At 64.6% G+C, this 20,644-nt stretch carries 21 protein-coding genes; 11 read left to right on the forward strand and 10 right to left on the reverse strand.

The annotated features are described in order from the left end of the window. The first annotated feature begins 255 nt into the window (after nt 1-255). The 7 genes from HTA01S_RS02580 (at nt 256) to HTA01S_RS02610 (ending at nt 7,573) form a co-directional block, all read left to right on the forward strand. Nucleotides 256-1,659, forward strand: coding sequence for an aspartate aminotransferase family protein (locus HTA01S_RS02580; RefSeq protein ID WP_068166979.1), 1,404 nt, complete (start codon nt 256-258; stop codon nt 1,657-1,659). 79 nt (nt 1,660-1,738) lie between these two features. Further along, nucleotides 1,739-2,233 (forward strand): Lrp/AsnC family transcriptional regulator, encoded by a 495-nt coding sequence (locus HTA01S_RS02585; RefSeq protein ID WP_068166980.1) that lies wholly within the window; start codon nt 1,739-1,741, stop codon nt 2,231-2,233. A 115-nt stretch (nt 2,234-2,348) separates the two neighbouring features. After that, nucleotides 2,349-3,017, forward strand: coding sequence for a response regulator (locus HTA01S_RS02590; protein WP_068166981.1), 669 nt, complete (start codon nt 2,349-2,351; stop codon nt 3,015-3,017). Between the two features lie 2 nt (nt 3,018-3,019). Next, nucleotides 3,020-4,441: a sensor histidine kinase gene (locus HTA01S_RS02595; protein ID WP_245637983.1), complete on the forward strand. Its 1,422-nt coding sequence runs from the start codon at nt 3,020-3,022 to the stop codon at nt 4,439-4,441. 107 nt (nt 4,442-4,548) lie between these two features. After that, complete coding sequence (locus HTA01S_RS02600) at nt 4,549-5,538, forward strand: Bug family tripartite tricarboxylate transporter substrate binding protein (RefSeq protein WP_068166983.1); 990 nt, start codon at nt 4,549-4,551, stop codon at nt 5,536-5,538. Nucleotides 5,539-5,616: 78 nt separating this feature from the next. Further along, nucleotides 5,617-6,063, forward strand: coding sequence for a tripartite tricarboxylate transporter TctB family protein (locus HTA01S_RS02605; protein ID WP_068166984.1), 447 nt, complete (start codon nt 5,617-5,619; stop codon nt 6,061-6,063). Nucleotide 6,064: 1 nt separating this feature from the next. Then, complete coding sequence (locus tag HTA01S_RS02610; protein WP_068166985.1) at nt 6,065-7,573, forward strand: tripartite tricarboxylate transporter permease; 1,509 nt, start codon at nt 6,065-6,067, stop codon at nt 7,571-7,573. 2 nt (nt 7,574-7,575) lie between these two features. On the opposite strand, the gene HTA01S_RS02615 is transcribed toward HTA01S_RS02610, so the two are convergent. From HTA01S_RS02615 to HTA01S_RS02625, 3 genes are all read right to left on the reverse strand, one after another. Continuing rightward, the gene (locus HTA01S_RS02615) at nt 7,576-8,169 is read right to left on the reverse strand and encodes an RES family NAD+ phosphorylase (RefSeq protein ID WP_068166986.1); all 594 of its coding nucleotides are present in this window, start codon (nt 8,167-8,169) and stop codon (nt 7,576-7,578) included. A gap of 12 nt (nt 8,170-8,181) precedes the next feature. Continuing rightward, on the reverse strand, nt 8,182-8,649 hold the full coding sequence (locus HTA01S_RS02620) for a hypothetical protein (protein WP_068166987.1): 468 nt from the start codon (nt 8,647-8,649) through the stop codon (nt 8,182-8,184). 188 nt (nt 8,650-8,837) lie between these two features. Beyond that, nucleotides 8,838-10,817 (reverse strand): acyltransferase family protein, encoded by a 1,980-nt coding sequence (locus HTA01S_RS02625; protein ID WP_068166988.1) that lies wholly within the window; start codon nt 10,815-10,817, stop codon nt 8,838-8,840. Nucleotides 10,818-10,976: 159 nt separating this feature from the next. On the opposite strand from HTA01S_RS02625, the gene HTA01S_RS02630 reads away from it, so the two are divergent. Then, nucleotides 10,977-12,488 (forward strand): ComEC/Rec2 family competence protein, encoded by a 1,512-nt coding sequence (locus HTA01S_RS02630; RefSeq protein WP_068166989.1) that lies wholly within the window; start codon nt 10,977-10,979, stop codon nt 12,486-12,488. 34 nt (nt 12,489-12,522) lie between these two features. Here the strand turns inward: HTA01S_RS02630 and HTA01S_RS02635 are convergent, their stop codons facing one another. From HTA01S_RS02635 to HTA01S_RS25070, 6 genes are all read right to left on the reverse strand, one after another. Next, nucleotides 12,523-12,954, reverse strand: a complete 432-nt coding sequence (locus tag HTA01S_RS02635; protein ID WP_157571934.1) for a hypothetical protein — start codon at nt 12,952-12,954, stop codon at nt 12,523-12,525. Between the two features lie 25 nt (nt 12,955-12,979). Continuing rightward, nucleotides 12,980-13,333, reverse strand: a complete 354-nt coding sequence (locus HTA01S_RS25060) for a hypothetical protein (RefSeq protein ID WP_157571935.1) — start codon at nt 13,331-13,333, stop codon at nt 12,980-12,982. A gap of 84 nt (nt 13,334-13,417) precedes the next feature. Beyond that, on the reverse strand, nt 13,418-13,783 hold the full coding sequence (locus HTA01S_RS26235) for an ankyrin repeat domain-containing protein (RefSeq protein ID WP_084235783.1): 366 nt from the start codon (nt 13,781-13,783) through the stop codon (nt 13,418-13,420). A 465-nt stretch (nt 13,784-14,248) separates the two neighbouring features. Then, nucleotides 14,249-14,962, reverse strand: a complete 714-nt coding sequence (locus HTA01S_RS24505; RefSeq protein WP_084235784.1) for an Abi-alpha family protein — start codon at nt 14,960-14,962, stop codon at nt 14,249-14,251. 478 nt (nt 14,963-15,440) lie between these two features. After that, nucleotides 15,441-15,749: a putative quinol monooxygenase gene (locus HTA01S_RS26240; protein ID WP_084235785.1), complete on the reverse strand. Its 309-nt coding sequence runs from the start codon at nt 15,747-15,749 to the stop codon at nt 15,441-15,443. A gap of 150 nt (nt 15,750-15,899) precedes the next feature. After that, on the reverse strand, nt 15,900-16,187 hold the full coding sequence (locus HTA01S_RS25070; protein WP_157571937.1) for a hypothetical protein: 288 nt from the start codon (nt 16,185-16,187) through the stop codon (nt 15,900-15,902). Nucleotides 16,188-16,483: 296 nt separating this feature from the next. Between HTA01S_RS25070 and HTA01S_RS02650 the strand changes: the two genes are divergently transcribed. After that, nucleotides 16,484-17,640 (forward strand): IS3 family transposase gene (locus tag HTA01S_RS02650; RefSeq protein ID WP_157571938.1). Its coding sequence is split into 2 segments (ribosomal slippage): nt 16,484-16,751 and nt 16,751-17,640, totalling 1,158 coding nucleotides; the frame shifts between segments, so codons are not numbered across the junction. A 230-nt stretch (nt 17,641-17,870) separates the two neighbouring features. Here the strand turns inward: HTA01S_RS02650 and HTA01S_RS02655 are convergent. Then, nucleotides 17,871-18,233, reverse strand: coding sequence for a bleomycin resistance protein (locus HTA01S_RS02655; RefSeq protein ID WP_068166994.1), 363 nt, complete (start codon nt 18,231-18,233; stop codon nt 17,871-17,873). Between the two features lie 125 nt (nt 18,234-18,358). Here HTA01S_RS02655 and HTA01S_RS02660 point away from each other — a divergent pair, with 125 nt between their 5' ends. Then, on the forward strand, nt 18,359-19,936 hold the full coding sequence (locus HTA01S_RS02660; RefSeq protein ID WP_084235813.1) for a sensor histidine kinase: 1,578 nt from the start codon (nt 18,359-18,361) through the stop codon (nt 19,934-19,936). Then, on the forward strand, nt 19,933-20,643 hold the full coding sequence (locus HTA01S_RS02665) for a response regulator (RefSeq protein WP_068166995.1): 711 nt from the start codon (nt 19,933-19,935) through the stop codon (nt 20,641-20,643). Before HTA01S_RS02660 ends, HTA01S_RS02665 begins: the two co-directional genes overlap by 4 nt. Nucleotide 20,644: the final 1 nt, after the last annotated feature.

Genomic DNA, 20,644 nt, shown 5'->3' on the forward strand with positions numbered 1-20,644 from the left:
GGGGTTCCGGCATTTTTTGCCAACGCGATTCGGGTGACCGCCGCACACCGCGCTGCACACCAACGCGTCCGGAACGGTCGCGGCCAAACGATGTGCTGTCTGGCCTCCAACAACCGCACGCTACTGCGTGCAAGCCCCTCAATGCAGCACCACCTTGGCCGGTAATCCCCCTAACCTTGGACACATGAAGAAGAGCGGCGATGCTGGTCGCACCGCCCCTCGTGTCCTTGTCCTCTGTCACCAACGGATACCGCCATGACCCACTCCGAAGCCCTTCCCCAGATCGCCGCGCTGGACGCGCTGGACCGCGCCCACCTCATCCACCCCGTCGCACCCTGGCGCGTGCACGAAAAGCGCGGCCCCAACATCCTCACCGGCGCCCAGGGCATCTGGCTGACCGACGGCAAGGGCCAACAACTGCTCGACGCCTTTGCCGGCCTGTGGTGCGTGAACGTGGGTTACGGCCAGGAGAGCGTGGTGCAGGCCGCCGCCGAACAGATGCGTCAGTTGCCCTACGCCACGGGCTACTTCCATTTCAGCAGCGAGCCCGCCATTCGCCTGGCCGCCAAGCTGGTGCAGATCTCGCCGGCCTCGCTGCAGCACGTGTACCTCACGCTGGGTGGCTCTGAATCCGTGGACGCGGCCGTGCGTTTCATCGTGCAGTACCACAACGCCATCGGCAAGCCGGGCAAGAAGCACTTCATTGCGCTGGAGCGCGGCTACCACGGCTCGTCGTCCACCGGCGCGGGGCTGACGGCGCTGCCCGTGTTCCACCGTGGCTTTGATTTGCCGCTGCCCACGCAGCACTACATCCCCTCACCCAACCCCTACCGCGCCGCCAACCCTGCCGATGGGCAGGCCATCATCGACGCCTCGGTGGCGGCCCTCAAGGCCAAGGTGGCCGAACTGGGCGCCGAGAACGTGGCCGCGTTCTTCTGCGAACCCATCCAGGGCTCGGGCGGCGTGATCGTGCCGCCCAAGGGCTGGCTCAAGGCCATGCGCGAAGCCGCCCGCGCGCTCGACATCCTGTTCGTGGTGGACGAAGTCATCACCGGTTTCGGCCGCACCGGCCCCATGTTCGCGTGCGACGCCGAAGGTGTGGAGCCCGACCTGATGACCGTGGCCAAGGGCCTGACCTCGGGCTACGTGCCCATGGGCGCCACGCTCATGAGCAACAAGGTCTACTCGGCAATAGCCGACGGCGCGCCCAAGGGCGCCCCCATCGGTCACGGCGCCACCTACTCGGCCCACCCGGTAAGCGCCGCGGTGGCCCTGGAAGTGCTGCGCCTGTACGAAGAAGGTGGCGTGCTGGCCAATGGCCAGCGCGTGGCCAGCGCCTTTGGCCAGGGGCTGGACGACCTGCTGTCCCACCCGCTGGTGGGCGATTCGCGCCACCGCGGCCTGCTGGGTGCGCTGGAGCTGGTGAGCAGCAAATCCACCAAGGCTGGCTTCGACGCCGCGCTGGACCTGCCCAACCGCATGGCGGCCACCGCCTACCAGAACGGCATCGTCTTCCGCGCGTTCGGCGACAACATCCTGGGCTTCGCCCCGGCCCTCACCTTCACCGAGTCGGACTTCGGCCTGATGTTCGAGCGGCTGAAAAAGACACTCGACGACGTGCTGGCCGCGCCCGACGTGCGCGCTGCGCTGAAAGACTGAACACTGGTATTCCATAGCCCTGCAAACACCTGCGCAGCGGCAAAATGCCAGCATTCCCAACAGTCCACAGGACACCGCGATGAACGACGCCACCAAGATCGACCGACTCGACCTGCGCATCCTGGCCCAACTGCAGAAGAACGGGCGCATGACCAATGTGGACCTGGCCGATGCGGTGGGCCTGTCACCCAGCCCCTGCCTCATCCGGGTCAAGCGGCTGGAGCAGGCGGGTTACATCGCAGGCTATGGCGCGCATCTGCGGCTGGAAAAGCTGGGCGACACGCTCACGGTGTTCACCGAGGTCACGCTGTCAGACCACCGCCGCGAAGACTTCGCCCGCTTCGAGGCGGCCATCCGGGAAGTGGACGAGGTGCTCGAATGCCACCTGGTGAGCGGCGGCTACGACTACCTGCTGCGCTTCCTGACCCGAGGGGTCAACCACTACCAGGAGGTCATTGAAGACCTGCTGGAACGCAACATCGGCATTGCGAAGTACTTCAGCTACATCGTCATCAAATCCCCTTTCATCAAGACCCACTGCCCGATCGAGCGCCTGTTTCCGCACCAGCGCTGATGCCATGGCGCAGCGGCAGATGTGCGGCCGCCCGCACCCGACGACCACGCCAACGGATGACCCCGTGCAGTGAACCACGGAGCCTGCCCACCGGCTTCTGTCCGACAATGGCGCCATGCGCATCCTGCTCGCCGAAGACGAAACCGAACTGGGCACCTGGCTGGTCAAGGCGCTCGCACAGAACGACTTCCAGGTCGACTGGGTGAACGACGGCCGCCTGGTGCGACGCAGCCTCAAGGCCACGAAGTACGACGCGCTCATCCTCGACCTCGGTCTGCCCGGCCTGGGCGGGCACGATGTGCTGACCGACCTGCGCGAGGCCGACGAACGCCTGCCCGTGCTCATCCTCACCGCGCGCGATTCGCTCATGGAGCGCGTGAGCTGCCTGCACGGCGGCGCCGACGACTTCCTGGCCAAGCCCTTCGAGGTGAGTGAACTCGAAGCGCGCCTGATCGCGCTGATCCGCCGTTCGCGGGGCAACGAACACCCGCGCTTTGCCTGCGGGCCGCTGGGCTACGACAGCGCCACCAAACAGTTCCGCCTGCAACACGAGCCGCTCACCCTCACCCCGCGCGAACACGCGCTGCTGCGCGCACTGATCCAACACAGCGGCGAAGCCCTGTCCAAGCGCGAACTGGTGGAACGCGTGTTTTCCGACGAGCAGGACGTGAACCCCGAAGCCATCGAGGTGCTGGTGCACCGCCTGCGCAAGCGGCTGGAAGCCTCGCCGGTGCGCATCACCACCCTGCGCGGCATGGGCTACCTGCTGGAATGCCCGCCGTGAAGATGCCACGCTGGCTGGGCGGCAGCATCCGCCGCATGCTGCTGGCGGTGCTGGTGCCTGGCCTGCTGCTGGTGTTTTCGGCCGAACTCTGGCTGGCCTGGCGCACCGCCAGCGAAGCGGCCGACGCCGCCTACGACCGCTCGTTGCTGGGCGCGGTCAAGTCCATCGACTCCAGCATCTCCACCGCCAGCGGCGGCCTGGGCGTGGAGCTGCCCTACCGCATGCTCGAATTCTTCGAACTCACCGCCAACGGGCAGGTGTATTACCGCGTGGCCACCGAAGACGGGCTGGTCGAGATCGGCAGCTCCGACCTGCCGCCGCCGCCAAAGCCCCTGCTCTCGGGCAAGCCGCAGTTTCACGAGGGTGTGTACTTTGGCGAGCCGGTGCGCGTGGGCAGCTACGCGCGTGAACTGGCCACGCCGCTGGCCGGCCAGGCGGGACCGCAGCGGGTGGTGATCCAGGTGGCCGAAACGCTGGAGGCCCGCACCGGTTTTCAGCGCAGCCTGGTGCTGCAGTCGGTGGCGCGCGACTTCCTGCTGGTCGCCGTGGCCAGCACCCTGTTCGGCCTGGCCATCGCCTGGGCCATGCGACCGCTGGCCCGCCTGCGCCAGGACGTGGAGGCCCGCGCCCCGCAGGACCTGACCCCGATGGGCAGCGACGGCGTGCCCGCCGAGCTGCTGCCGCTGGTGGGCGCCATCAACCACCACATTCAGCGCAACCACGAGCAAGCCGAAGCGCGCCGCCAGTTCGTGGACGACGCCTCGCACCAACTGCGCACGCCACTGACCACGCTGGCCACCCAGGTGGCCTTTGCCCAGCGCGAGGCCGACCCCGCCGCGCTGCGCGAGGTGATGGACAACATCCGCCAGCAACTGGACGAGACCATCCGCCAGACCAACCAGATGCTCTCGCTGGCCAAGGCCGACAGTGCCGCGCCCGAGCCCGAGGCGCTGGACGCCGTGGTGCTGGCCGAAGACCTGGTGCGTCGCTGGTGGCCGCTGGCACGCGAGCAGGGGGTGGACCTGGGCCTGCACGCGCCCATGGCCACGCTGCCCTTTCGCGGCGAGCCCGGCCTGCTGAAGGAAGCCTTGTCCAACCTGCTGCACAACGCCATCCGCCACGGCGGCGCGGGTTGCCACGTGACGCTCGCCGTGGCCGCCGAAGGACGCCTGGTGCGCTTCAGCGTTGTCGATGACGGGCCTGGCCTGCCGCCTGAGGAATTGGCACGCGCCGGCGAGCGCTTCTTCCGAGGCCGCCACGGTCAGTTGCCCGGTTCCGGCCTGGGGCTGGCGATTGCGCGCACCGTGGCCGAGCGCCATGGCGGCGAGATGCGGGTGAGCGCCGGGCCCGAGGGGCGCGGGCTGGCCGTCACGATGGAACTGGCCGGCACCGGCGACCCGTCGCTTCATGCGGGTAAACCCTGAAAAATTCGCCCCTGGCCTGAAAGCGCTCTGAAAGTGCGTCTTTTCTACAGTGCCCTCATCGCAGCACCTCCGTTGCGAGGATTCCACCCCTTCGAGGAGACACTTTCATGAGCATCGCTTCCAAGTTCATCGCCGCGGCCGTCTCGGCCAGCGCCCTCACCGCCTTCGCTGCGGGCGCCCTGGAAAAAACCGAGTGCATCGCCCCCGCCAAGCCCGGTGGCGGTTTCGACCTCACCTGCAAGCTGGTGCAGAGCGCGCTGCAGGAGGGCAAGTTCATCGCCGACCCGATGCGCGTGACCTACATGCCTGGCGGCATCGGCGCCGTGGCCTACAACACCGTGATCGCGCAGAAGCCCGACGCGGCCAACGCCATCGTCGCGTTCTCGGGCGGCTCGCTGCTCAACCTGGCCCAGGGCAAGTTCGGCCGCTACAACGAAAACGACGTGCGCTGGCTCGCCGCCATCGGCACCGACTACGGGGCGGTGGTGGTGGCCGAGAACTCGCCCTACAAGTCCCTCAAGGACGTGATGGCCGCGATGAAGGCTGACCCGACCAAGGTGGTGCTGGGCGCGGGTGGCACCGTGGGCAGCCAGGACTGGATGAAGGCCGCGCTGACCGCGCGCGCTGGCGGCGTGAACCCCAAGACCATGCGCTACGTGGCCTTTGAAGGCGGTGGCGAAGCGCTCACCGCGCTGCAAGGCGGCCACATCCACGTGTTCACCGGCGACGCGGCCGAAGCCCAGCAGCAGCAAAAAGCAGGCGCCAAGATCCGCATCCTGGCGGTGATGAACGACAAGCGCCTGACCGGCGACATGGCGAACATCCCCACCGCCGCCGAACAGGGCTACGACGTCGAATGGCCCATCGTGCGCGGCTTCTACGTCGGCCCCAAGGTGAGCGACGCCGACTACAAGGTCTGGGCCGACACCTTCACCCAGCTGATGGCCACGCCCGCCTACGACAAGCTGCGCAGCGAGCGCGGCCTGTTCCCCATGGCCCTGACCGGCGCACCGCTGGACGCCTACGTCAAGAAGCAGGTGGCCGGCTACCGCAAGCTGGCCGAAGAGTTCGGCCTGAACGTCGTGCCCGCCAAGTGATCCCCGCAAGGCCACGGCCTTGCTGAACGCCGCCACCTCAGCGGTGGCGCCCCCCCTTCCCCTCACCGGAGTCCCCTCATGAGTGACCGCCTGCTCGGTGCGGTGTGTGTTGTCGCGTCCGCCGCCATGGCCTGGGCCGCGCAGGACTATGCCGCCGCCATCTCCTACGAACCCGTCGGCCCGCGCGCCTTCCCGTTGCTGCTGGCGTGCGGCCTGGGCCTCAGTGGCCTGTGGCTGGTGCTGCGGCCTGCGGCCGGGGCCGAGGCCTTCCGTGGTGTTCCCTGGAAGGCCACCGCCCTGTGCGCGGGTGCCGTGCTGGTCTACGCGCTGCTGTTCCAGTGGCTGGGCTTTGTGCTCGCCACGGCGCTGATGGCGCTGCCGGTGGGCATGGCGTTTGGCGGCAGCTGGAAACAGTCGCTGGCCGGTGGCGCCGCGCTGGGCGGAGTGCTGTTCCTGCTGTTCGACAAGCTGCTCGACGTGGTGCTGCCCGCCGGCCCGCTGGCTTCACTGCTCGGAGGGAGCTGACATGGACATCCTTCAACATCTGGTGGCGGGTTTCGGCGTGGCGCTGAGCCCCACCAATCTGCTGATCGCCGCCTTTGGCTGCCTCATCGGCACCATCGTCGGCCTGCTGCCTGGCCTGGGCCCGATCAACGGCGTGGCCATCCTGATGCCGCTGGCCTTTGCCATGAAGCTGCCGCCCGAGACCTCGCTGATCCTGCTGGCCGCCGTCTACATCGGCTGCGAATACGGCGGGCGCATCTCGTCCATCCTGCTCAACGTGCCCGGCGACGCGGGCGCCATCATGACCGCGCTCGATGGCTACCCCATGGCGCGCCAGGGCCTGGGCGGTGTGGCCCTGTCCATCTCGGCCTGGAGCTCTTTCGTGGGCTCACTGGTGGCCACCATCGGCATCGTGCTGATGGCGCCGCTGCTGGCGAGCTGGGCGCTGTCCTTCGGGCCGGCCGAGTACTTCGCGCTCATGTGTTTCGCCTTCGCCTGCATCGCCGGGCTCATGGGCGACGCGCCCGTCAAGGCCGGGCTGGCCGCCCTCATCGGCCTCTCGATGTCCTGCGTGGGCCTGGACTCGAACTCGGGCGTCTACCGCTTCACGGGCGGCGACATCCACCTCTCCGACGGCATCCAGTTCGTGGTGGTCGTCATCGGCGTGTTCTCCATCAGCGAGCTGCTGCTGATGCTGCAGGAACACCACAGCAACGCCGGACTGGTGACGCAGACCGGGCGCATGCTCTTCAACTGGAAGGAACTCAAGGCCACCTGGTGGGGCACCCTGCGCTCCAGCGTGGTGGGCTTTGGCGTGGGCGTGCTGCCGGGCGCGGGCGCCACCATCGCCAGCGCCATGACGTATTCGATGGAAAAAAGCCTGACCGACACCGAAGGCACCTTCGGCAAGGGCGACATCCGCGGCGTGGCCGCGCCTGAAGCGGCCAACAATTCGGCCGCCACCGGCTCCTTCGTGCCCATGCTCACGCTGGGCGTGCCCGGCTCGGGCACCACGGCGGTCATGGTCGGCGCGCTCTCGCTCTACAACATCACACCCGGCCCGGCGCTGTTCACCCAGCAGCCCGATCTGGTGTGGGGCCTGATCGCCTCGCTGTTCCTGGCCAACGTGATCCTGCTGGTGCTCAACATCCCGCTGGTGGGCGTGTTCACCAAAGTCCTGAGCGTGCCCAACTGGCTGCTGGTGCCCGGCATCGTGGCCGTCAGCAGCGTGGGCGTGTACGCGGTGCACGCCACGACGTTTGACCTTGTTCTCATGACCGGGCTGGGTTTTGCCGCCTACCTGCTGCGCAAGCAGGGCATACCGATGGCACCGCTGATCCTGGGCTTCGTGCTCGGCGACATGATGGAACAGAACCTGCGCCGCGCGCTGTCCATCAGCAACGGCGACGCGGCCATCCTCGTGGGCAGCCCCATCGCCATCGGTCTGTGGGTGGCGGCGGCGCTGATGCTGGTGGTGCCCATCGGGATGCGCCTGCTGGCGAGACCGCGCGCGCAGGCCGCTGCGGTCTGATGTCACTCAGATGCGTCTATGTCCAGCAGCGGCACCCCTGACCGACGCGCCGCGTCCACCACCGCATGGAGCAGCTGGCGTGTGCCGGGCTTGACCAGCGGCCATTGCTGCTGGCGCTTGAGCGCCGTGATGCCATTCGGAAACAGGCAGACGCAGACGTGTTGCGGGTGCTGTGCGGATGCGTAGACCAGGCCTTGCTGGCCCGCCTTGAAGCAGTCTCGGGCCAACGCCTGGGTCTGCGCGATGCGCAGGCTCTGCAGCAGCGGATACGGCTCCGCCAGAGGGCGCAGATCCACCAGCCGCAGCGGCTGGGTGGTGGTGAACCGCAGCAATGCGCGCTTGCGCAAATCGCCCAGGCTGCGGCTGGCCGTGTCGCGGCGGAACTGCGACTCGAACAGCGCGGTGTCGGCACTGTCGGCCAGATAGGCGGTGACCTGATCCGGCAGGCAGAAGCGCCCCGACAACACCCCGGCCGGCGGCAACAGCAGCCCGTTGGTTTTGACAGTGCCGGGCCGTGCGCGCAGCAACTGCACTCGAAAAAATACCTGCCCGGCGGGCAGCTCAATCAGCGGGGGTTTGAGTTCTTTGAGGTTCATGGGCAGGGGGCATCAATGTCCCTCTGCTGTTGCCAGGCCCAGCACGCGCTGCGCGTCCACCCCTTGCTCCAACGCCACGCGGGGCGTCTGGCCATCCAGCGCAGGGTGCGGGCTTTCCAGGAAGGCCAGCAGTGGCCAGCCATCGGTGGTGCCCAGCGCCTGTGACAGCGGCTGAAGGTGAGGGAACACAAAGGGTTCAAACTGCCAGCGCGGCAGCTTGAAGCCGCGCCGCAGGTGCGAGACACCGATGCAGCGGCCGGCCTTGATCCAGGCGTTGATGGTCACGCGCGTGGCGCCCGCCAGATCGGCGGCTTCGTCGGTGGTGATCATGTCGGCCGCCTGGATGCGCTCACGCCGGTAGACCGCGCCCGAACGCAGCAGCGCATCGGTCTGCGCTACGCTGGCGTAGGGGTCGGTTGCAACCGAGCGGCGTGTGGGGGTGTCAAGGGCAACCGAGAAGGGGACGGTCAAGATGTTCATGTGCGTTCACGGATGCCCGCTGTTCTTGCGCATTGCGCCTGTTGGCCTTGCCACAGGAATAGGGAAAGGAGTTCCGCCAGTTTAGTTAAGTTCGATCTCTTCGTCAATTTCGTAAAGTTCGTTTCTCAAACCAGAGCAAATGGCCACGATCACCCAGTCGTCGCGCGTGCGGAAGGCCGACACCGATCTCAGCGTTTCCCCAGGATCAGCGGCGCGATCTGCTGCACGTAGTACTTCGACGCGGGCAAGGACAGGTGCCCGTAGTCGTAGCTCAGGGGCTCGGCGGAGCCGGGTTCCAGGCGCGACAGGCAGCCGTCCCGGTTGCAGAAGTAGTCCATGCCCGAAATGAACTCGATGCCCATGGCGGCGGCGCGTTGGCGCATCTCGGCGGTCGCGGCCTTCACGTGCGGGTCCAGGAACTCGTCGCCCAGGCGCAGCGGCAGGCGCTGCTTGGTCTTCCATTCCTTCAGCAGCAGCTTGGGCAGCTCTTCGCGCCAGTACGGCACGGCGCCGAGCATCACGATGCGTTTGACGCCGGCTTTCTTCAGTTCGGCCACGGTGGGCTCCAGGCCCGAGGTGTCTTTGTACCGGCCCTTGACCTTGCCCTCGTGCCACCAAGCGTAGAGCACGACGATGTCGGGTTTGGTTTCGCGAATGACGCGGATGGTGTCGTCGTTCAGGCTCTTGCACAGCGGGCGCGGCTCGATGCCCAGGATGGGCGGGCAGATGGCGGCCGTGCGCTCACCGAGGCCGAAGCTGTACTGGCCGCTGTCCTGCAGCGCCTTGAACCCCGGGTACAGCGAACCCGCGTGCGAGTCGCCCCAGAGGAAGACCAGCGGGCGCTTCTTTTCAACGCAGAACGGCTTGTAGTGGCTGGCCGGCAGCTTGTAGTCCAGCATGCAGTCGCCGTCGCGCCAGCCTTCGATGACGGCGGGCTTCCCCCCCTTGGAAGACAGCGTGGCCAGCAGCGCCTGGGTCTGCTCGGGCGTGCCGTCGCTGGTGGCTCGGTTGGCGGCCAGCATCTGCAGGCGCTCGGGCTGCCCTTCCTGCTTGTAGATGGTGAAACCAGTCAGGCCGGACAGCGCCACGCCGGCACTCAGGGCGACCGTGGTGAAGCGCCACTGGCGCCAGTGCCCGAAGCGGATCGGGCGCTCCACCAGCCGGTAGGTCAGCCAGGCCGCCAGCACGGCCAGCAGCACCGAGCCGGCCCGCTGCAGCGCGGGCGGTGCCTCGCCCAGCTCAATGTGCGGATAGGCCAGCAGCGGCCAGTGCCACAGGTACAAGGGGTAGCTGATCAGCCCGATCCAGACCATGGGCTTGCTCGACAGCACGTAGCGGTTGAACCAGCCGCGCGGGCCGGCGGCGATCAGCAGGCAGGTGGCCAGGGTGCCGGCGAAAGCCCAGCCCCCCGGGAAGCGCCGCTCCGGGTGCAGCTTGAACATGACCAGGGCCAGCAACAGGATGCCCGCGGTCGACAACCACTGCGCCCGGGTATTGGAGCTCTGCGCCGCCCCAGGGGCCGGGCGGCTGGCGGCCAGGTAGGCGCCAATCATCATTTCCCAGAAGCGGCCCAGCGGGTTGTAGAACGCCGACGTCAGGTCCTGCCGCACCAGCCACAGGTTCACCGCCAGCGAGAGCAGCAGCAGGGCCAGAATCCATATCTTCCGGGGTTGCCCGAAGCGGTGCAGCGCCAACAGCGTCACGGGCCAGAAGATGTAGAACTGCTCCTCGATCGCCAGCGACCACAGGTGCAGCAGCGGCTTTTCAACCGCCGACGCGTCGAAATAACCCGCCTCCTGCCAGAACGCGAAGTTGGACACGAAGAAGCTGCCCGCGAGCGCGTGTTTGCCCACCGCCTTGTATTCCAGGGGCGAGAGCACGAACCACCCGTAGACCAGCGTGAACGCCAGCACCAGAAACAGCGCCGGAAAAATCCGCTTCACCCGGCGGGCGTAGAAGTCCGCGAAGCTGAAGCGGTTGCGCGCCAGGTTGTCCAGGATGATCGAACTGATCAGGTAGCCCGAAATCACGAAGAAGATGTCCACCCCGATGAAGCCGCCCGGAAAAAACTGGGGGAAGGCATGGTGGATCACCACCGCAGAGACGGCAACGGCGCGCAGGCCGTCGACATCAGGGCGGTAGTTGTCGGTGTGTAAGGGGTTCGACATGGGGCTGGGGTGAGGGGCAAAAAGGCAACTTCGCATCCTAACAAAGGCCATGAAAGCCCATGGCCAGGCTCACTGGAGGCACCGGCCGGTGCGCCCCACCCCACTGGACGCCGGCACCACTTGCGCCTACGCTCCGCTCAGCACAAGGAGGGACGGACCATGGCCCATCGATTCGTGGCGCTGCGCGCAGACGGCAAACCCTCGTACCTGTACGAGAGCAACCGCAAGACCAAGGCCCGGCAAGTCCTCTGGGGCGACTACCTCAACATCCGCCAGGAGCTGGGCGACGGCTGGCTGGAGGTGGATTGGGCGCCACGCTCGCCCACCGCCCGCCGCACGCTCTACATCCCCGAGCAAGACGTGGTGACCCAGCGCCCGCTGGAGATCATCTTTGTCGACGTCGGCCAGGGCGACGGCGCCGTCGTGGTCTCGCCCGAGCGCGGCGCGCACGAACGCATCATGGTGATCGACGCGGGCGAGGCCGGCAACATGAACGCCTTTCTCAAAGCACGCTTCCAGACCTACGCCGGCTTCAACTTCCACGCCGCCGTGCTCACCCACCCCGACCAGGACCACTACCAGGGCTTCCTGCAGCTGTTCCAGAACCTGAAGGTCGGCTTCAAGACCGTCTACCACAACGGCCTGGTGGAGCGTCCCGTGCCCGGCACCTGGGACAAGATCGGCCAGCCCGTGGTCGACAGCGCCACCGGCCGCTCCTACATCCACGACCTGGCGGTGGACCGCCCGGCCATCGAGGCCGCGTTTGGCGGCGTCACCGACGACACGCGCTACCTGTTCCCGCGCGTCATGAAAGCCGCGCTGGACAACCCCAAGATCGGCGACATCCGCATGCTCTCCACCACCCACGCCCAGCAAGAGCAGGGCCTGGCGTGGATGCCTGGCTTCGGCCCCTCGGACCAGCGGGGCTACACCATCCAGGTGCTGGGCCCTGTGGTGGAGCCCGATGCGCAGCAGGCGCCGCGGCTGCGCCGCTTCAACTCGTACGGCGAAACCAAGAACGGCCACTCGGTGCTGCTCCGGCTCCAGCACGGCCGGTTCAGCGTGCTCTTCGGCGGCGACCTCAACCTGCCGGCCGAGAAGTTTCTACTCACGCACTACGCCGGCCTGGACACCTGGCCCCGCGAAGGCAGCGCCGCCTACCGCCAGATGATCGACATCGCGCGCACCGCCCTGAGCGCCGAAGTGATGAAGTCGTGCCACCACGGCTCAAGCCAGGTGACCGACGCCTTCCTGCAGGCGGTGCACCCCGCGGCCTTCGTCATTTCATCGGGCGACGCCGAAGGCCACGTGCACCCCCGGCCCGACCTGCTGGGCCGCCTGGGCGCCGCCGGCCGCGGCGTGGCGCCGGTGATCCTGTCCACCGAGCTGCAGCGCTCCACCCGCGCACAGGAAAACCGCCAGACCGTGGACGCCCTGCTGGCCCGAGTGGACGCCCTGAACGCGGGCATCACCCCGGCGCAACTGGAGCGCATCAAACAAGACATACGCCAGCTGGGCAGCAGCAACGTGGAGGTGTACGGCGCGATCTACCTCAAGACCGACGGCGAACGGCTGATGACCGCGTTCCGCATCGAAAGCGGCTCGGACACCAAGAAGTGGTTCTACTTTCTCTACACCTTCAACGCGGCGGGGGAGTTGGAGTTGAGTTGAGCGGGCGGCGATGCGGGTCCGATTGAGCGCCGGGCTACGTTGCACTACCCGCGAATGCACTCAAACCTTCACTGAAACTGAGATATTGGAATGGACCGTCTTCGAGCGCGGCCTTGAGCTCGGGGCTCACAAAATAGTACTGATTATTCAGAGTCAGCAAGCGCAACCCTTCGAGCGACAGATCAGAGAGCTCACCCGACCGAAAGAACTGGTGAACACGAATACGGGTATATGTGTTGTGCTCCTCCTTTGTGGCGGGGTTGAACAAAACTGCAGGCTCAAAGGTTGCTCGCTCGATGTCCAGGCTCTGCAGGTATGTTGCAAGAGCATGTTCAACCAGAAGATATCCGTAACCCGCAAGGAAGGGCGGCAACGTGCCCGATTCCATGAGCTGAAAGCGGCCATCCTTGAGTTCATACAGAAGTGGCGCTGGCAATTTACAAAAAACGAGAAATGGCAATGACATTTCGTGTGCAATCTATCCTTACTCGTTAGCAGTGCCCTGCATAATTAAGTGCCGGATAACCTTCGGTTTGAGCATAGAACGCAGTGCCAGCGGCGCTGATAACAAGATACCCACCGCCACCGCCCGCCATTTTTTCGCATGCCTCTTGCCATGTGAGTTCTGAGATTTCGCTAGACCAGCCCAAATACAGACATTGTTCATTGACACCAATTTTCGGTGTGCCATCTTTGTATTTGTCATCAAATATGTGAAATATTTCATGACATACGCGAGCATGCAGCTTGCGTGGTTTTTTCATGGCCTCGTGAATAAAACGTTCACGAAACTCATCTCGAACAAAATTCTCGGCAAATTTTCGTAGAACGAGTACTCGATCCATGGCAGCTAAAGTAAAAATGACCGGACAACCAACACTCGCGGAGAAGCCGCCTCCTGCGGTTGTGGGTCCGTGTCGATGGACAAGTTAACCTGCATCGTTGAAGGCCTTCAGTACCGGAGCGTACCCTTCCGCCTCTGCCAAGTCACAGGGGGTTCTGCCGGCAGAGTTTTGAATGTCGACTCGGGCTCCGCGCTGCAACAAGGTCCGGACCGCTACATGTTGCCGCGAGGAGACTGCCTCGTGAAGCGGCGTGGTGCCTTGGAAATCCGCAGCGTCTATATCCGCTCCAGCGGCAAGAAGCACGTCGATTCCAGAGACATCGCCCAGCGCAGCCATCCAATGCAACGGCGTCTGCCCAGCGGCTCCGCGACTCGTGACGCCCATTACTTGAACTCCGCTGAATTCGGCCAGCGCAGCGGCGTCATCTAGAACTTCGGCCAGTGTCAGCATGTGGGTTAACGTTGGCGCTCAGCGGGCGGCGAAGCCGTCCGATGCAGCAAAGGGCTAAGTTTCATGATCCCAAACAATCCTTCCTATGACGCCATGCGAACTCCATGAGGTCGCCTAGTTCCGGGTCAGACTGTTGCAGAACATCGCTAGCGATCGATTCTTGGAAGCTTCGTTCACAGACGCCCCCAAGCGACTGAACCAAGCAAGCCAGGATTCGATGCTGGATCTCATTAACGCTTCGCAATTGGTTTGATCTGTCCAGTTCTTCAGTCTGCGGTCGATAGGTGTTGCGGGCGACAACGGTGAGTTCGTGAGCTAGTGCGGCAAGGAAGAGTATCTTGCCTTCGTACGGCGATTCGGCGAGCCAACGACCTTCCTGCTTAACTTCTTGCATATGGAGATACTTAACGTTTGAGACGAAAGGCGTGACCCGGCTTGCCGGGGCACGTCCTCTCGATTGAAGGGTTAAATTCGTGCGCTCGGTTGCAGCGTGCACGCCTCAACAAATGACTTTCCTAGGAGAGTCGGATTGACCTTCCTGAACAATTCGCCACCACCCCAAGACTTCTGAATCACAACGCAACCTAGCCGCGCGAGATTTGCAAGAGCAAGCCGGATGTCTTCAGGCGCCTCCGGCAGTTCGTCTTGCTTCCCATCGTCTTTTCCAACGGATACCTCGTCTGGCAGTTTTCCGACTTTAACTCCATCATGCCTAGTCTGGTCATACGGAAGTGCATAGATCTTTTGCAGGATTGCAGCCTCCAATGGGGTGAGTTGCTCTAAGACGGATATATATGAGCGCTGCAACGTGGCTGAACTAGCACTGCTTGCTGCATTGACCAATAGCTTTGCCCATAAGTCTTGAAGAAAGTCATCATCTTCAAGAGATGCCGCTTCAAGGAGAGGAATCGCGAGCTTTAGAGGGATGTGCCGGGTGGGTTGGGTAAGCCCGATTTCTTTGAGCATCTGGTCGGCTCGCTGCATGAGCCGAAGCTGGCGTTCCCAACGCATGTATTTGAGCTTATCCTCAAATATTCCCATACCTTGTTCAAGCGGGCCGGCAACGAAGCGTGAAATAAATCCACCAAACTTCTGCCCCGCGTCTATTGCTTTGCCCGTCGCCTTCGCAACTTCCTGCACTGCCTTCGCAGACTCTGAGACTGAATTGTCGTTGCTCATGTGTGCCTCGCGAATCTAACGTGAAAATGAGCGGGCACCGAAGGCGGTCCACTCCAATGATAGGTTATGGCGCGTGGCGAAGTGATGCCAAATTGGGCCATTCATATTCTTGATCCCGACGACTGAACGCCACCACTAAACCGACAACACCATTGGGCATTTCGCGTCCATTCGCCGTTGAGCGTCGGATCGTTCCTCTCCGCGCAGCCCTGAACGTACAGGTATTCGGCTGTCCCATCGGCGTACTCGTTGTACTCATAAGCGATTACTGATAGCCCAGCCTGAAGTGTGAGTTTTCTTCCGTCTTCACAAATGACGAGATTAGTCTTCGCGAGCAGCACCAAGTCCGAATCGACCAACTCATTGAAATCGACGCGGATGCGAGGCAGGGATTTAAGCGCCATAACGTTTGAATTCACCGAACTGCGCGGCTTTTCGCGCAGGACCGGTGGAATGATGGGTTGGGCCGCACGTGGTGCTAAACACTACGCGATCCGGTAATGTCATACGCAGTGAACTTTCGATCAAGCAAACCACAACTGCGAGCAGCGACTCGCCAAGGCTCAATATGCGGTGCCTGAAGGTGCAGAGCAAGGCTTTCGTGATCTGGCCACAGTTCGGAGAAGCGAATTAGCCCGGGATCAAATGGATCTTCAGCTACATCGTAGGCAATGCATCCATCGTTTCGGCAGGTCGTCTCGACCAAGGTTTTTAGGTGGAGACGAACCTCTGACATTCGTTCCGGTGGAAATCTAAGAATTCCGAAAACAGCTACGGTTGGCTGCATGAAATTACCTCAATCAGGTTTCGAGGGGCAGCGATCATCTTGTGTGGCCCAACGTCCCCTTGACGGAGGGGTTAGGCGCTTGCTGGCAGCAAAGAGACTCTGAAGGTTTTGCACAGACTCTAGAGCTGACCATATGGGCTTCTTCTCTGTCTACGTTCTTGGTGCACCAAAGCCGACATTCATGCACGGGTACCAAACGCCACGAAGTTGCATAGGGCCGATGTTGGGCACGACGTTGCTTTGATCGAGATCTTGAACTCGAACACCTTGCCGAATCACTATTTCCTTCGCTTCGGCGAACCAGGCGGAGACACCGCGCTCTTCCAGCAGTGCCCGGGCGTCTCCTTCCGAGTAGGCCGTTACACCAATGCCAAATGGAAGCTGAGGATCTTGCGGGAAGGAGAACCAGAAGGTCTCGAGAAGCTGGGCGGCACGCATATGTGGAAAGCGCTTAACGTAATGTATCCAGCAGAACCTGCAGGATAAGCTGTACGACGCGGGATATTCTGGTCATGTATTTCCTCCGAAAGCGGTTGCAGATCAACGACTTGCGCATGTTGACCTGATTTTTATACAGGTATAAATAAGATCTAAAACCCGGCAGCCCTCAGTTTCTCAACCGGCCTTTGAACCTGGTTTTGGAGCGCATCCTGTTCTGCCACTATAGCCTTCAGAATGGGCTTCCCCCGGTTTCCCGGACACGTCCAATGACATGATGTGTTCAGGAGATAGGCATGACAAGAACCCGAAGGAGCTTCACGGACGAATTCAAACGTGAGGCAGTGAAGCTGTGCAAGCAGCCAGGCACCACCGTCACGCACATTGCGCGGGACCTGGGTATCCAGACCAGCGTGCTCAGGCGGTGGGTCACCCAAGAGCGCGGTGGGGTGTTGGACCTCCGACCGAATCGGCCACTTCGAAGTGAGGCAGCCACGGAGGTGGAGCGGTTGCAACGCGAACTGCGCCGCGTGACCACGGAGCGCGACATCCTAAAAAAAGCGCTCGGCTACTTTGCCAAGGACCCGCAGTGAAGTACGGCTTCATCGCGCGGCATCGTAGTGTCTGGCCCACCCGCACCATGTGCCGGGTTCTGGCGGTCTCCCACAGTGGCTTCTATGAATGGATGGGCAGAGCGCCGAGTCAGCGCAGCCAGGACGACGCCAGGCTCACCCGCCTCATCCGAGAGAGCTTCGAGCTCAGCGACCGCACCTACGGTAGTCCACGTGTCTGGCACGACCTGCGAGCGCTGGGGGAGAGCTGCGGGATGAACCGGGTCATCCGGCTGATGCACCAGGCCAAGCTACAAGCCCGCCACAAGCGACGCAGGCTACCTGGCGATACGGGCAGCAGGCTTGAGAACCACATCGCGCCCAACCATCTGCAGCGCGACTTTGAGGCCAGTGGTCCGAACCAGAAGTGGGTGGCCGACTTCACCTACATCTGGACGGCTGAGGGCTGGCTGTATGCGGCAGCGGTGATGGACCTGTACTCACGCCGAATCGTGGGTTGGTCGATGAGCGACACCATGCAGGCCAAGATGGTGAGCGACGCTTTGTTGATGGCTCTTTGGCGACGCGGTAAACCCAGCTCGCTGATGCATCACTCGGACCAGGGCAGTCAGTACACCAGCGACGACTTCCAGAAACTGCTCAAGGCACAGGGCATCACCTGCAGCATGAGCCGTCGTGGTGAATGCTGGGACAACGCCGCGATGGAGAGCTTCTTCTCATCCATGAAGACCGAACGGCTCAGCCGCAAGGTCTACCGGACAAGGGAAGAAGCCAGGTCTGACGTGTTCGATTACATCGAGCGCTTCTACAACCCGGTGCGCAAACACTCAAAGCTAGACTTCCTCAGCCCAATCGACTTTGAGCAAGGCTTAGTGGGCTAAGCAAACCGTCCGGGAAACCGGGGGAAGCCCAGAAGGAACATGCCTTCCCGACGTTTTCTGAAGCTCCGATGCCTGATCTGCCGCGTTCGGCATGACCCGTTTGAGGTCTGAACTCGGATGCCCGCTCAGGGCCGGCATGGGACCGTCGCGACCAACAAGTGTCGGCCAGCGACCAACGTTCTTGCAAGAGATCCAATTTGAAGTCCAACGCCCCTCGGCCGCATTGAGAACTACCGCACAGACGACTCCTGTCCGAACTTGATCAGGTTGCCGTCCGGATCGAGAACATAGATCTCGTCCATCCCCCAAGCTGTGCGAACCACATCCTTTAGCGAGGGCAGCTTTGGGCTCAGTTCCCGATGCACGGCCGCGATGTCGTCTACGCGGATGTAGCACGAGGTGTTCTCTGCGATGTGCTTGTCGTCGCAGGCCCAGAAGTGCAGCTCTGTATCGCCGCGCACCGCGATGCCATAGTTGAATTCCTCGAATTGGCGCGTCTGAAACCCCAGCACGGTCTTGTAGAAATCCAAGGTGCGCGCCATATCGAGAGACGCGAGCACCGGGATCGCCTTGCCAAAGTTTGCTGGGTTCATCGCGAAGTCCTGTTTTCTGGGTGAAGCAAATTGTGCGGCAGTGCGCGGCTCAAGCGGCTGTTTTCAATCAGGCAACCCCGCTGCCTTATGCTTTCCTGATGGCCCCGCCGCTAGGCTTGCCCTCCATGCAGAACCCCACCCAACCCCTTGAAGGCGGCCGCCGGCCTGCGCTGCGCCGGCCGGCTGTGTGGCCCTGGCTGACCTGGCTGGCCGGCTGGGCGTTCATGCTGGTGCTGGACAGGCATCTGGACCTGGCCAACCTGGCCATGGTGCTGATGCTCACCTCGGCCATCGCCTCGCTGTGGTGGCCCGGCTGGGCCAGCGCGGCGGCCAGCGCGCTGGCGGTGGTCGGCTTCAACTGGAGCTTCGTGCCGCCGCGCTACACCTTCACGGTGGACCTGCACCAACACGCCCTGCTCTTGCTGGCGATGCTGGCGGTCAACTGGATCATCTCGGGCCTGGTGGTGCGCCAGCGGCGCCTGGCCGAAACCGCCAGCCAGCTGGCCGAGCGCGAGGCCCGTTTGCGCACCTGGGGCGACACGCTGCGCGACGCGGTGGACCCGGCCGCCCACGCCAGCGCGCTGCACGCGGCGCTGCAAGAGGCCGCGCGGGTGCCGGTGGCGGTGGCGGTGTTGCGCGGCCTGGGCGCCCAGCCCGAAGACCAGGCCACCCTGCAGGTGGGCGCGGTGACGGACGACCAGCGCGCCGGCCTGGCCCTGTGCATCCGCGACGGCCGGCCCATGGGCGCGGGCACCGGCCGCTACGACGAACTGAGCGATTGGTACCTGCCGCTGCGCGGGCGCGGGGTGACGCTGGGCGCGGCCGTGCTCGAAGGCATGGATACGCGCGGCGCCGGCCCCGAGCTGCGGCCCCACCTGCAGGCGCTGTGCGACCAGATGGGGGGCGCCCTGCACCGCTCGCTGATGGGCCAACAAGAGCAGCGCGCCCGCGAGCAGGCCCAGCTGCAGGCCACGCGCAACGCGCTGCTGGCCGCCATTTCGCACGACTACCGCACCCCTCTGGCCACCATCATGGGGGCGGCCTCGGCCCTGCACGACCAGGCCGACCGGCTCGACTTGGAGCAACGCCGCCGCCTGGCCAGCGGCATCGTGGAAGAGGCCGAGCGCCTGAGCCGCCTGACCGACAACACGCTGCAGCTGGCGCGGCTGGACATGCCTTCGGTGCAGCTGCGTTGCGACTGGGAGTCGGCCGAAGAGATCGTGGGCGCGGTGCTGCGCCGCGCGCGCCGCCGCCCCGATGGCGCGCGCGTGAAGGCCTGGATAGAACCCGAGCTGCCGCTGCTGTGGTGCGACGCGCTGCTGGTGTCGCAGCTGCTGGACAACCTGCTGGACAACGCGCTCAAGTACAGCCCGCCAGGCTCGGTGGTGGAACTGCAGGTGCAGCGCCGCGAGGGCCAGGCCTGCCTGAGCGTGTGCGACCGTGGGCCGGGCATTGCGCCGGCCTGGCGCGAGCGGGTGTTCGAGGTGTTTCAGCGTGGCGACGAGGCCAGCCGCGCCGCCTCGGTGGAGGCGAGCCGCCAGGGCTCGGGCGTGGGCCTGGCGGTCTGCCGCGCCATTGCCCGGGCGCACGGCGGTGAACTGCGGCTGAGCCCGCGCCAGCACGGCGGCTGCCGCTTCGACTGCCTGCTGCCCCTGCGCGAGCTGCAAGACCCACCGCCCAGCGACGGAGACAGCCCGCCATGAGTGAGCGCATCCTGCTGGTGGAAGACGACCGCGAGCTGCGCACCATCCTGCGCGAAGCGCTTTCGGTGGAGGGCTACGCGGTGCAGGCCGCCGCCAGCCTGGCCGACGCGCGCGCCCTGCTCCAGCACGCCGAGCGCGGCACCGCGCCCGACTTGGTCCTGCTGGACCTGGGCCTGCCCGACGGCGACGGCGAGCCCTTCCTGAACGAGCTGCGGCGCCAGTCCACGGCGCCGGTGATTGTGATCTCGGCGCGCGAGGCCGAGGGCCAGAAAATCCGCCTGCTCGACGGCGGCGCCGACGACTACCTGGTGAAGCCCTTCGGCATCGGCGAGCTGCTGGCGCGCATGCGCGTGGCCCTGCGCCACCGCGGGCGCCACAGCCAGCCGGCGGTGCTGAGCTACCGCCAGGGCGGGCTCGACATTGACCTGGCGAGCCGGCGCGTGCGCCGCGACGGGCAAGAGGTGCACCTCACGCCCACCGAATTCAAGCTGCTGGCGCGCTTGGTGCGCCAGGCCGGCCAGGTGGTCACGCACCGGCAGCTGCTGGCCGATGTGTGGGGCGCCGAACACACCGAGCAGACGCACTACCTGCGCCTGTACATGGGGCAGCTGCGCGCCAAGCTCGAAGACGACAGCGCCGAGCCCAGACACCTGCTGACCGAGCCCGGCGTGGGCTACCGCATGGCAGACGCGCAGGCGGGCGACTGAG

The organism is Hydrogenophaga taeniospiralis CCUG 15921 (assembly GCF_001592305.1).
In the GTDB taxonomy this organism is placed as follows: domain Bacteria; phylum Pseudomonadota; class Gammaproteobacteria; order Burkholderiales; family Burkholderiaceae_C; genus Hydrogenophaga; species Hydrogenophaga taeniospiralis.